Origin of the sequence: Acinetobacter sp. YH12072 (assembly GCF_013419565.1) — a bacterium.
GTDB lineage: Bacteria > Pseudomonadota > Gammaproteobacteria > Pseudomonadales > Moraxellaceae > Acinetobacter.
This window is the reverse complement of the sequence record NZ_VOZV01000050.1, coordinates 1-13,316: the sequence shown is the minus strand read 5'-3', so window position 1 is coordinate 13,316 and position 13,316 is coordinate 1. Positions and strand designations below refer to the sequence as shown.

Here is a 13,316-nt window from a genome sequence, read left to right as displayed (position 1 = left end):
ACTTTCAACTTTTGCCAGTGTTGATCTGTCAGCATGGTACGAGGCATAGCGAATAGTAAAATTGGGTTTGGCGATTTGATTTTACTACTTCGCTATTTTTTTAAGCTAAAAGTGTCAACACACCCTAGTTAATCAGGCTGCCAATGACCTGAAATTTTATATTTGACTATTCTCTGAATGGTACTACTGATCTCGAATGGGTAAGACAGCAGGATTTGACAAATGCAAGCCAATCCACAAGGATAAGTGAATAAAAATAATCATGAGTAGAACAATATGTCCCATCCGCTTTCCAGCCTTGAATATCAACCTGATATTCTGGGTGAAGGTTATGAACAGGCCACTTTAGAATTCCCGCCAGATACTGAAGGCACAGTAGTTGCCACACTGATCCGCAAAAAGGCAGACCAACCGACCTCTAAAGCTGTCCTCTATATTCACGGCTTTATTGATTATTTTTTCCAGACTGAAATGGCAGAGCGTTTTAATCAGCAAGGTTTTGATTTTTATGCACTGGATTTACGTAAATACGGCCGATCCTATCTGTCCCATCAGAAACTTTATAATGTCTATCATCTTTCAGAATATGATGCAGAAATCAGCCAGGCTCTTGAAATTATTGGACAGGAAGGCCATGACACGGTTTTACTCAGTGGCCATTCTACCGGCGGATTAATTACTACTTTGTATGCAGCACATCATCCAGATCATCCCTTAATTAAAGGCTTATGGCTCAATAGTCCTTTTTATGACTTTAATATGACGCCTTTTGAGAAAAAGTTTCTGGTGCCTAAATTGAGCCGTCTGGGAAAACGTTTTCCGGAAATGCTATTTCCTAGCCGCTTAAATCGTCATTATGTGCCTAGTCTGCATATTAGCTATCAGGGGGAATGGCATTTTGATCTGGAATGGAAAAAACCTAGCTATCACTGGGTGCGTCTGAGTTTTGTACATGCCATTCACGAAGCACAAAAAGAAATTCATCAGGGTGTGCGTTTAAATATTCCAACTTTGCTGATGCATGCCCACAAAACCACTTATCCCCTACGTTTTAACAGTAATGCTCAAACCAGTGATGTGATTCTTCAGGTACGCGACATGATTGAACATGCGCAGAAAATCCAGGGCGATGTGCAACTCTGTTCGATTCAAAATGGGATACATGATCTGGTTCTTTCAGAAAAACCGGTTCGTGAGCAGGTCTATCAGCAGCTATTTCAATGGCTGGAAAATAAAGCCCTATAAGCCAGATGAACAAGATAGGTAGCAAGCTCTGCCTGTCTTATTTTTCAATAATTTTATTTACCTATTTTTCCTGGATATGAAATAAAAATATCAAGCTGATCAGTAATGCTTTTTACATATTAAAATCATTTCATTATAAAAATAAAATATTGAAATTTATAAAAATAATAAATTCCATTTTTATCCAAATGTTGCCTTTTGTAGCAAGCTTGTAAGTATTTATCCTGCGATTTTTTTCCCTCTCTATAGTAGAGCTGAGATGTTGAATCTGAGGGCTTTTGCAGAGCAGAAGTGGTTCGGCATTCATCAATAATAATCATATCAAGGAATAGAATTATGCGTTATGCAGATCCCAATACTGACGGTTCAAAAGTGCAATTTAAATCCCAATACGAAAACTTTATTGGCGGCAAATGGGTTCCACCAGTCAAAGGTGAATATTTTGATAATGTCTCGCCCGTAGATGGTAAAGCCTTTACCAAAGTTCCGCGCTCATCAGTGGAAGATATTGAACTGGCGCTGGATGCGGCTCATGCCGCCAAACAGCAATGGAATAACAGCTCCCCTACTACCCGTTCCAATATTTTATTAAAAATTGCCGACCGACTTGAAGAAAATCTTGAGTTACTAGCAGTTGCAGAGACTTGGGATAATGGCAAGCCGATCCGAGAAACCCTGGCAGCCGATATTCCTTTAGCCATTGACCATTTCCGCTATTTTGCCGGCTGTATTCGCGCCCAGGAAGGCGGCATCTCGGAAATTGATGAAGACACTATTGCTTATCATTTTCATGAGCCATTGGGTGTCGTGGGTCAGATTATCCCGTGGAACTTCCCGATTCTGATGGCGGCTTGGAAACTGGCCCCAGCTCTCGCAGCCGGAAACTGTATTGTGCTGAAACCTGCTGAACAGACACCGGTGAGTATTTTAGTGCTGGTTGAACTGATTCAGGACCTGTTACCTGAAGGGGTGTTAAATATCGTGAATGGCTACGGCGTTGAAGTCGGCCGTCCACTGGCGACTAATCCACGCATTGCCAAGATTGCCTTTACCGGTTCTACCGCTGTGGGTCAGCTGATCATGCAATATGCCACCGAGAATATTATTCCAGTGACGCTGGAACTTGGAGGTAAATCTCCGAACCTGTTCTTTGCTGACATCATGGATCAGAAAGATGATTTCCTGGAAAAAGCTCTAGAAGGCTTTACCATGTTTGCTTTAAACCAGGGTGAAATCTGTACCTGCCCTTCACGTGCGCTGGTTCAGGAAAGTATTGCCGACCAATTCCTGGAACTCGCAGTAGAGCGAGTGAAAAAGATCAAGACTGGTCATCCCCTGGATACCGAGACCATGATCGGGGCTCAGGCTTCACAGGAACAGCAGGACAAGATTCTCGGCTGTATTGCAACAGGTCGTGAAGAAGGTGCAGAAATCTTGTTAGGCGGCAATGAACGTCAGGAAGTAGGACAAGGTTTTTATATCGAGCCAACAATTTTTAAAGGTTCCAATGACATGCGAACCTTTCAGGAGGAAATTTTTGGACCGGTATTGGCAGTGACGACTTTTAAAGACTTCGATGAAGCCATCAAAATTGCCAATGATACGATTTATGGACTCGGTGCCGGTGTCTGGTCACGTTCAGCACATACCTCTTACCGCGCTGGTCGTGCGATTCAGGCCGGTCGGGTCTGGACCAACTGCTATCACATCTACCCGGCTCATGCAGCCTTTGGGGGATATAAAAAATCCGGGATTGGCCGTGAAAACCATCGCATGATGCTGGATCATTATCAGCAAACCAAAAACCTGTTAGTGAGTTATTCAACCAAACCAGCAGGTTTCTTCTAAACTGATCTGAATTCGGGTGGACTTCGGTCCGCCTGATTCATTTATTATTTCAAACAGAATTTTAAACTGATTGGTAAAAAATTTATAAAGGGAAGAATGAGGAGGTATACGTATTTTTAAGGACTATATTAAACTAATACATAAAACTGCATAAAAAATAAGAGATTATTTTTAGTTATGTTGATTTTAAATAAGTTTGTCATTTTTTATGCTTTCTGATCGTTTAAAAATCCAGCATAAAGCCTGTGCTTTCATTTAAAGTCGACTTTTCATGCTACGCAAGACTGTGTATAACAATGAACCCCTGAGGGAAAGCAATAAGCATAGGCAAAATTGCTTAAAAAGCGTTAGACTATGCAGTAATAATGTCATGATTCGGTCTGGTATAGATCAAAAAAGAAGGTGAAGGTTGATGCCGCTCAATACAGTTGAAGAGCTTGTAGCAGATATCCGTGCAGGAAAAATGGTTATCCTGATGGATGACGAAGACCGTGAGAATGAAGGCGATCTGGTGATTGCTGCGACCCACGTGCGTCCTGAAGACATCAACTTTATGATCACCCATGCGCGTGGTCTGGTTTGCCTGACTTTAAGCAAAGAACGTTGCCAGCAGTTAAATCTACCCTTGATGGTGGATGCCAACGGCGCTCAGCACGGAACCAACTTCACCCTTTCAATTGAAGCAGCCAACGGCATTACTACTGGTATTTCTGCAGCTGAACGTGCGCACACCATTCAAACTGCGGTGGCTGCACATGCCAAACCAAGTGACATCGTACAACCTGGTCATATCTTCCCATTGATGGCACAGCCAGGTGGCGTATTGCACCGTGCTGGTCATACCGAAGCCGGTTGTGACTTGTCTCGTCTTGCGGGTCTTGAGCCAGCTTCTGTGATCTGCGAGATCATTAAAGAAGACGGTACCATGGCACGTCGTCCAGATCTAGAAATCTTTGCGGAAAAGCATGGTCTGAAAATTGGTACCATTGCTGATCTGATCCATTACCGTATGACCAATGAACAAACGGTTGAGCGTATCGATCAGCAAAGTATTGATACTGAATACGGCAGCTTTGACCTGTACCGCTATCGTGAACTGGGTAATCCGGATATCCATCTGGCCTTGGTCAAAGGTGAGCCTAAAGAGGGCGTGACGACTGTACGTGTGCATGGCTTTAATCCGACACGTGATCTATTAAAGCTGAACAAGCAAGATGGTGAACCGGCCTGGAATCTGGACCGTGCCTTAAAAGAAATTTCAAACAGTGATCGTGGTGTTCTGGTCTGGATTGGCCAGCGCCATTTACAGGACTTAGGCCCTGCCCTGGATGCACTTACCGCACCAAAAAATGTAAAATCGAATGCTGCACTTTCCCAGCAGTATCAGACCATTGGGGTCGGCGCACAAATTTTACGTGACCTCGGCGTGGAAAAAATGAAGCTGCTTAGCTCTCCATTACGTTTCAATGCCCTGTCCGGCTTTAACTTAGAAGTGGTGGAATACATCACCGCACAACAAACATCAGAGAAATAATCGAGGTTCCTATGGCAGTTCGCCGTATTGAAGGTATGTTGCATCTCGCGAACGAAGACCGTTATGCGATTTTAGTTGGTCGTTTTAATAGCTTTGTTGTTGAACATCTGTTAGAAGGTGCCATTGATACATTGAAACGCCATGGCGTATCAGAGGATAATATCACTGTTGTTCATGCACCTGGTGCTTGGGAACTTCCTGTAGTTGCGAAAAAACTGGCAGCTTCAGATCGTTTCGATGCCATCATCGCGCTGGGCGCTGTGATTCGTGGCAGCACGCCTCACTTCGATTTTGTAGCTGGTGAATGTGCCAAAGGTCTGGGCGTAGTTGGCTTGGACACTGGCTTACCAGTGATTAATGGTGTATTGACTACGGATAGTATCGAACAGGCGATTGAACGCTCGGGTACAAAAGCAGGTAATAAAGGTAGTGAAGCTGCCTTGACTGCTATTGAAATGGTTAACTTGTTAAAGGCTATTTAACGCTATGTCGCAAACACTTCAAGCAACTTATGCAGCAAAACGTAAAGCACGTCGCTTTGCTGTACAAGGAATTTATGAATGGCAGATGAGCCACAATCCGGTGCATGAGATTGAAGCACGTACTCGTGTAGATAATGCCATGCACAAAGTGGATCTCAGCTATTATCATGAATTGTTGACTCAAGTGGTTGCCAATCATGAAGCATTGGATGCTTTGCTTATCCCTGTGCTGGATCGCGAACTTTCTGCACTTGATGGTGTAGAACTCGCTACACTTCGCCTAGGCGCTTATGAACTCAAAGAACACCTTGAGATTCCATACCGCGTGGTTCTGGATGAAGCAATTGAGTTAGCTAAACACTTTGGCGGTGCAGACAGCCATAAATACATCAATGGTGTATTGGACCGTTTAGCGACAACTTTACGTGCAGCAGAAAAACAGCAAGCCAACTAGTCTAGTCGAATTGTTGTATGGCTGAGTTTTCGATTATCGATACCTATTTTAATCGTCAGAATAAAAATTCTGTCGATTTAGGCGTTGGCGATGACTCAGCCTTGCTCACCCCTCCTCCACAGCAACAACTGGTCATCTGTGCCGACACCCTCGTTGCTGGACGTCATTTTCCTTTAGACACCGATCCTCATGCGATTGGCTGGAAATCTGTCGCTGTTAATCTTTCTGATATTGCTGCGATGGGCGCGACCCCGCATAGTATTTTACTTGCCTTGAGCCTACCCCAAATTGATCATGACTGGCTAAAAGCCTTTAGTCAGGGTCTCTATGATTGCTGCGATCAATTTGGTGTGAGTTTAATTGGTGGTGATACCACCCAAAGCCCTCATTTGACCTTATCTGTGACTGCCCTTGGTTGGGTAGATACAGGACAAGCTGTGCCACGTTCAGGTGCCAAGCCTGATGATCTGATTTGTGTATCCGGTACACTGGGCGATGCCGCTTTCGCCTTAAATCATCTCGGTCACCCATTACAGCAACGTTTGGATTATCCAACCCCACGCTGTCAGTTAGGTACTGCCTTAAAAGGCTTAGCCAACAGTATGATTGATGTCTCGGATGGCTTGGCACAAGACTTAGGGCATATTCTTAAGGCATCAGGTGTAGGTGCAAAGCTAACACTTGAAAAATTGCCGATCAGTCCTGCCCTGCAGGCAGTAAGTGATGAACAGCGTTGGCAATATGCACTCGCGGGTGGTGATGACTACGAGTTATGCTTTACAATAAGCCCGCAAAATTATGAAAAATTATTGCAAAAACAGCTGGATGTTTCGATTAATATAATTGGCTCCATTCAGCAGCAACACGGTTTAACTTTTGAAAAAGATGGCGTAGATCATTTACTTCAATTTAACGGGTATCAACATTTTGCATAAACCTGCGATCAATTTTAAAAGCATGTCATGGATCAACCGGCTCATTGTCTTTAGTGGGGTAGGATTTGGTTCTGGTCTGGCACCTAAAGCGCCCGGAACTTTTGGTTCAGCTTTTGCACTTTTATTTGTACCCATCTGGCTCTACTTAGGTTTTGTAAATAGTCTTTTTGCCATTGTCATCATGTCCCTGATTGGCATATATATCTGTGGCCAAACAGCCAAGCTCATGGGTGTGCATGATGATGGACGCATTGTCTGGGATGAGTTTGCAGGACAATCCATCACTTTTTTGCCACTGATCTATTTAGCTCAGATGAACTGGTTATGGCTACTCATTGGCTTTGCCCTGTTCCGATTATTTGATGTCTGGAAACCTTGGCCGATTCGGGTCATTGACCGTCAGGTTAGGGGTGGTTTTGGCATTATGCTGGATGACATTATCGCTGGCCTCTGGGCAGCACTTTGTATTTGGATTTATTTTTACTTCACGATGGCTTAAGCCATATCTAGGATTAGAACATGTCTACGACTGTGATTATTCTTGCTGCAGGTAAAGGAACCCGTATGCGTTCCAACTTACCGAAAGTATTACAACCGCTTGCAGGACGACCTTTACTCGGCCATGTGGTCGACACAGCAAAAAAACTCAATGCAGACAATATTATTACCATTTATGGTCATGGCGGTGAGCAGGTTCAGTCCGCATTTGCAGACCAGGATATCCAGTGGGTAGAACAGGCTGAACAGCTTGGTACCGGTCATGCCGTACAAATGACACTACCTGTTTTGCCTAAAGATGGTATTTCACTAATCCTGTCTGGTGATGTCCCTTGTATTAGCCAACAGACGCTTCAGAATCTGCTCGATGCTACTCAAGAGCAAGGCATTGGCCTGGTGACCTTGACCCTTTCAGATGCCAGTGGTTATGGTCGTATTGTGCGTAAAGATGGTCAGATTCAAGCCATTGTTGAACATAAAGATGCTTCTGAAGAACAGCGCCAAATTAAAGAAATTAATACCGGTATTTATGCGGTCAGCAATGCCAAATTACATGAATGGCTACCACGTTTAAGCAATGACAATGCCCAAGGTGAATATTACCTGACCGATATCGTGGCAATGGCACTGGCAGATGGTATGAGTGTTGCATCTGTAGAACCTGAGCTGGCTTTTGAAGTGGAAGGCGTCAATGACCGTGTGCAACTGGCTGCATTGGAGCGTCAGTTCCAGGCTTATCAAGCTAAACAGTTGATGCAGCAAGGTGTACATCTGATTGACCCAAGCCGTTTTGACTTACGAGGCCAACTCACTGTTGGTAAAGATGTGCGTATCGATATCAATGTCATTATCGAAGGTGATTGCGAACTCGGTGATAATGTTGAAATTGGTGCAGGTTGCGTGATTAAAAATACCAAGATTGCTGCGGGTACTAAAGTTCAGCCATATAGCATCTTTGATCAGGCAATTGTGGGTGAAGAAGCACAGATTGGTCCATTTGCACGCTTGCGTCCAGGGGCAAAACTGGCAGCTGAAGTCCATATTGGCAACTTTGTTGAAGTCAAAAACTCAAGCATTGGTCTAGGTTCCAAGGCGAATCATTTCACTTACTTAGGTGATGCTGAAGTCGGTAGCGGTTCCAATATTGGTGCAGGGACGATTACCTGCAACTATGACGGTGCCAACAAATTTAAGACCATCATTGGGGATCATGCTTTTATTGGTTCTAACAGCTCTCTGGTTGCACCGGTCCAGATTGGTAATGGCGCGACAGTGGGAGCGGGTTCAACGATTACCCGTGATGTGGCAGAGAACAGTTTAGCGGTAGAACGTTCCAAGCAATTTGCCAAAGAAAACTATCAGCGTCCGCAAAAAATCAAGAAATAAGAGGAAGTTAGTATGTGTGGTATCGTCGGTGGCATCGCGGAACGTAATATCAGCAATATCTTAATTGAAGGCCTAAAACGTCTTGAATACCGTGGCTATGACTCTGCGGGTCTGGCCTTAATCAATAATAGCCAGGTGCTACGTGAGCGCCGTGTAGGTAAAGTCGCGAACCTTGAACAAGCTGTGAATGAATCACAGATTAATGGTTCATTAGGCATCGCTCATACACGCTGGGCAACTCATGGTAAACCGACTGAAAACAATGCTCATCCCCATATTTCGGGTAATGTTGCTGTGGTTCATAACGGGATTATTGAAAACTACCAGGAGCTGAAAGATGATCTTGAAGCTTTAGGCTATGTATTCACTTCACAAACTGATACTGAGGTGGTTGCCCATCTGGTCAATGATGCACTGAAATCTACCCCTAGCCTGCTTGAAGCTGTTCGTCAGGTCGTACCACAGCTGAAAGGCGCTTATGCGCTCGGGATCGTACATACAGATCATCCAGATGAATTGATTACTGTACGTGAAGGTTCACCATTAGTGATTGGTGTCGGGATTGGTGAAAACTTTATCAGTTCTGACCAATTGGCTTTATTACCAATCACGAATCGCTTTATCTATCTTGAAGAAGGTGATATTGCACGTCTGACCCGTACTACCATTGAAGTATTTGTGGATGGTCAACTGGTAGATCGTCCAGTAAAAGAACTGGATGCCACCGTGAGTAATGCTTCTAAGGGTGAATATAAGCACTACATGCTCAAAGAAATCTATGAGCAACCTGAAGCCCTAAAACAGACTATTTCACAAGCCTTGAATGGCAATACACTGCGTGAAGATTTTCTGGTGAATGCGGAACAGGATTTTTCAACAATCCAGCAAATCCAGATTATTGCCTGTGGTACCAGTTACCACGCCGGCATGATTGCCAAATACTGGTTTGAACAGCTGATTGATCTGCCTTGTCAGGTCGAAATTGCCAGTGAATTCCGCTACCGTACGCCAGTGATTGTCAATAACACACTCTATGTGTGTATTTCTCAGTCAGGTGAAACAGCTGATACCTTAGCCGCTCTGCGTGATACCCAAAAACGTGCTACATCAAAAGGTGTAAACATTACGACGATGACGATTTGTAATGTCGCTACATCTTCAATGGTACGTGAAACAGATTACAGCCTGCTGACTTTAGCGGGTCCTGAAATTGGTGTGGCTTCGACCAAAGCCTTTACCACCCAGCTCGCAGCTTTGATGTTACTGGTACTGAAAATCGGTACAGTGAAAAATGCCATTTCAGCTGAACAGATGACTGAGATCACGACTGGACTATGGCATATGCCTAAGGTACTGCTAGATACTTTAGGTCATGATGATGAAATTCTGCGTCTCTCTGAACTGTTTGTAGAGAAACAGCACTGTCTCTTCCTAGGTCGTGGTACACACTTCCCGATCGCACTGGAAGGCGCACTTAAACTGAAGGAAATTTCCTACATTCATGCAGAAGGTTATGCAGCAGGTGAGCTGAAGCATGGTCCACTGGCTTTAGTAGATAATGATATGCCAGTAGTAATTCTAGCACCGCAAGATGACATGCTGGATAAACTGAAATCCAATATGGAAGAAGTTCAGGCACGTGGCGGTGAGCTCTTTGTTTTTGCTGATGAAAATAGCGGCATTAAAGCCAAAGAGCGCCAGCATGTCGTACATATTCCTGAAGTAAATGCTGTTTTAGCACCAATTGTTTATTGTATTCCAGTACAGCTACTGTCTTACCATGTGGCAGTCCTGCGTGGTACTGATGTTGACCAGCCACGTAATCTGGCAAAATCAGTAACAGTGGAATAATCCATAAAATTAGCCTGTTATATGAGGATATTGATTACTCTCATATAACAGGTTAACTATATATTTCTTAAATTTTGAATAAATATTTTAATCTTTAATATCCATATAGAATTTGAATTAAATGAATTCTTAACTGTCCTATTTAAAGGCACTTCAATAAATTTATTTACATAGTACCCAATGAAAATACAGATCACATATAAAAATAAAGCAAAATTAAGATTCTGAAAAAAGTAATAGCTTATATATAATTTTGTTCCTATGACCAGGATAAAAGGATGGCTCAGGTAAATAGAATAAGACGTGTTCCCTAATCTATCTAGAATGTTAACAAATTTATGATAATGGTTTTTAAAAAAGCTTTCCAAGCCAATCACACCAACCACACATAAAAAGGCTGGCACTCCCCTGTCCAAAGCACGACCAAAACTAGTTTCAAACACATTAAATATATTCTGAAAGAAAATAAATGCAGTTCCCAATAGAATTAGAATAATATTCAGCATAAAGTTTAAATTACATTCTATAAAAATGAGATATGCACAAATACCCAAGGCATACTCCAAAAGAATCACATTAAAAAAGAATACTTTATCTAAATTTAATACCAATATTCCTACAGCAGGTAAAAAGGTTAATACCGCTATTAATGCAATATAATTTATTTTATTTCTAAAAAAATAGAGAGATAAAGCAAAAATGATATAGAAATAAACATCATAACTTAGGGTCCAGCCATTCTGAACAAGGAACTTATGTTCACCTGGAATTAATAAATAAGAAGCTATAATATTGGTATATCCACCACTCATATTAATAAGGTCGGGGTTATATAAAAAAATACAAAGAGCCACAGTGGTAAAGAACCAATATAGAGGCAATATTCTTTGCATACGGCCTTTTAAAAATTTTATAGGGGTTATATTTTTTTTAGCTGTCGTTAAACAGATAATAAACCCGGACATTACGAAGAAAATATCAACACCAGGCCCTCTAAATCGATACCACTCTAAAGACAGGATATTATACTGATGAACTTTATTTTCTATATGACTGAGCAAGACAAAACTTGCAGCAATAAATCTCAATATATTAATTGAATATAATTTATTATTAGACATATTTTTGTCCTTATAATTTTTAATAAAATGCTTTATTCTTCAAATGAAATATTATTTTAATATTATGTAACCAGCTGAATGATAAAACTCTTTAAATAGGTTAGAATATATTTTTCAATTATACGCTTAAATAATAAATTATGAAAAAACTTTCTTGTTTCAAAGCTTATGATATTCGCGGCAAATTGGGTAGTGAGCTGAACGAAGAAGTCGCCTATAAAATTGGCCGTGCTTATGGTCAAATTTATCAGCCTAAAACTATTGTTGTTGGTTGTGACGTTCGCCTGACTAGTGAAGACCTAAAACAAGCCACTATTCGTGGTTTGAATGATGCAGGTGTCGATGTCCTCGATTTGGGTATGACCGGTACTGAAGAAGTCTACTTTGGGGCATTTCATCTGGATGTTCAGGGTGGTATTGAAATTACTGCCAGTCATAACCCGATGGATTATAACGGAATGAAACTGGTCCGTGAAAATGCTCGTCCGATTAGCGCAGATACCGGCCTTAAAGACATTCAGGCACTGGCTGAAAATAATGAATTCGCTGAAGTTACAAATAAGGGTACGACAAAAAAATATAATATCCTGCCTGAATTTGTCGATCACCTGATGAGTTATATTGATCCAGCAAAAATTCGACCAATGAAACTGGTAGTGAATGCAGGCAATGGTGCAGCGGGTCATGTGATTGATGCAATTGAGATCAAATTTAAAGAACTCAATATTCCAGTCGAATTTATTAAGATTCATCATGAGGCGGATGGTAATTTCCCGAATGGTATTCCTAACCCGATTCTGATTGAAAATCGTGCCAGTACACGTGATGCTGTGATTAAACATTCAACTGACCTGGGCATTGCTTGGGATGGGGATTTTGACCGTTGTTTCCTGTTTGACGAAAAAGGGCAATTTATTGAAGGCTATTATATTGTCGGTTTACTGGCACAGGCTTTCTTGCTAAAACAAACTGGCGAAAAAATCGTACATGATCCACGTTTGGTCTGGAATACTTTCGATGTTGTCGAACAATATCAAGGAACAGCTATTCAGTCGAAATCAGGACATGCTTTTATCAAGGATGTCATGCGTGAACATAACGCAGCCTATGGTGGTGAAATGAGTGCTCATCACTATTTCCGTGATTTTGCTTATTGTGATAGTGGCATGATTCCATGGTTGCTTGCTATCGCAGTTTTATCTGAAACTGGAAAATCACTATCTTCCCTAGTTGAAGAGATGATTGCCAAATTCCCATGTTCAGGTGAAATCAACTTTAAAGTCGCAGATACTCAGGCGACGATCCAAAAAATCTTTGATCATTATGCCGACCAGCAGCCTGAAATTGATCAGACAGATGGTGTCAGCCTGAACTTTGGGGCGTGGCGCTTTAACGTTCGTGCTTCCAATACTGAACCTTTGCTACGTTTAAATATTGAAAGCCGTCGTGACCAGAACCCTCGTCCAATGCAGGCTTATGTAGAGGAGCTCACCCAGTTAATTCAGGGATAATTCTACCCATTAGAAAAACTTTAGAAAAGTCTCCCTTCAGATTAGACGAACTGTCCATTTTGAAGGAGGCTTTTTATTATGAATATTGAAAATATTGTTTAAGTAGATCTATATCGATATTTGCCTTCACTTTTCTGGCAAATAACATACCTGATTGTTTCATCTTATCAAAATCAGACTCATCTAAAATTTTGGGATAATCTGGTCCTGACATCCAGTCGATATATCTTAAACCGCCTTCCGATACTTGTTCCTCTTCTTCTGGATGGTAAATTCTTTCCTGTAAATATGAATTCTGAATAATGGTGTGAAAATATACTTCATCAGAGATGGATCCGTAAATTTGAACAACTCCTATAAGTGATATTCTGCTCCTCAAATGATGTTATAAACATCAATATATGGAGTATTTTATGGCACGTAGACCAAGAAGAAATCATTCAAATGATTT

11 protein-coding genes are annotated in these 13,316 nt (G+C 41.8%); 10 read left to right on the top strand and 1 reads right to left on the bottom strand.

Translation table 11 applies throughout. The annotated features are described in order from the left end of the window. Window positions 1-276 precede the first annotated feature (276 nt). From FTU19_RS14870 to glmS, 9 genes are all read left to right on the top strand, one after another. Complete coding sequence (locus FTU19_RS14870; protein ID WP_180131790.1) at window positions 277-1,245, top strand: alpha/beta hydrolase; 969 nt, start codon at window positions 277-279, stop codon at window positions 1,243-1,245. A gap of 336 nt (window positions 1,246-1,581) precedes the next feature. Continuing rightward, the gene (locus FTU19_RS14865) at window positions 1,582-3,093 is read left to right on the top strand and encodes an aldehyde dehydrogenase family protein (RefSeq protein WP_180011581.1); all 1,512 of its coding nucleotides are present in this window, start codon (window positions 1,582-1,584) and stop codon (window positions 3,091-3,093) included. 412 nt (window positions 3,094-3,505) lie between these two features. Continuing rightward, entirely contained in the window at window positions 3,506-4,627 is a 1,122-nt protein-coding gene (gene ribBA / locus FTU19_RS14860) for a bifunctional 3,4-dihydroxy-2-butanone-4-phosphate synthase/GTP cyclohydrolase II (protein WP_180104976.1), read from the top strand. Between the two features lie 11 nt (window positions 4,628-4,638). Next, window positions 4,639-5,109, top strand: a complete 471-nt coding sequence (gene ribE, locus FTU19_RS14855; RefSeq protein WP_004280926.1) for a 6,7-dimethyl-8-ribityllumazine synthase — start codon at window positions 4,639-4,641, stop codon at window positions 5,107-5,109. A gap of 4 nt (window positions 5,110-5,113) precedes the next feature. Further along, window positions 5,114-5,563: a transcription antitermination factor NusB gene (nusB, locus tag FTU19_RS14850; protein ID WP_005233270.1), complete on the top strand. Its 450-nt coding sequence runs from the start codon at window positions 5,114-5,116 to the stop codon at window positions 5,561-5,563. A 17-nt stretch (window positions 5,564-5,580) separates the two neighbouring features. Then, on the top strand, window positions 5,581-6,498 hold the full coding sequence (gene thiL, locus FTU19_RS14845; protein WP_180131787.1) for a thiamine-phosphate kinase: 918 nt from the start codon (window positions 5,581-5,583) through the stop codon (window positions 6,496-6,498). Between the two features lie 22 nt (window positions 6,499-6,520). Further along, window positions 6,521-6,997, top strand: coding sequence for a phosphatidylglycerophosphatase A (locus FTU19_RS14840; RefSeq protein ID WP_180131792.1), 477 nt, complete (start codon window positions 6,521-6,523; stop codon window positions 6,995-6,997). Window positions 6,998-7,017: 20 nt separating this feature from the next. Further along, entirely contained in the window at window positions 7,018-8,382 is a 1,365-nt protein-coding gene (gene glmU, locus FTU19_RS14835) for a bifunctional UDP-N-acetylglucosamine diphosphorylase/glucosamine-1-phosphate N-acetyltransferase GlmU (protein ID WP_180131784.1), read from the top strand. A 12-nt stretch (window positions 8,383-8,394) separates the two neighbouring features. Beyond that, window positions 8,395-10,233, top strand: a complete 1,839-nt coding sequence (gene glmS, locus FTU19_RS14830; RefSeq protein WP_180131782.1) for a glutamine--fructose-6-phosphate transaminase (isomerizing) — start codon at window positions 8,395-8,397, stop codon at window positions 10,231-10,233. Between the two features lie 56 nt (window positions 10,234-10,289). Here glmS and FTU19_RS14825 read toward each other — a convergent pair whose 3' ends face one another. Next, window positions 10,290-11,354, bottom strand: coding sequence for an acyltransferase (locus tag FTU19_RS14825; RefSeq protein WP_180131779.1), 1,065 nt, complete (start codon window positions 11,352-11,354; stop codon window positions 10,290-10,292). Between the two features lie 140 nt (window positions 11,355-11,494). On the opposite strand from FTU19_RS14825, the gene FTU19_RS14820 reads away from it, so the two are divergent. Beyond that, window positions 11,495-12,865 carry a phosphomannomutase CpsG gene (locus FTU19_RS14820; RefSeq protein ID WP_180131775.1) on the top strand — a complete coding sequence of 457 codons (1,371 nt, stop codon included), beginning with the start codon at window positions 11,495-11,497 and terminating at the stop codon, window positions 12,863-12,865. Window positions 12,866-13,316 lie beyond the last annotated feature (451 nt).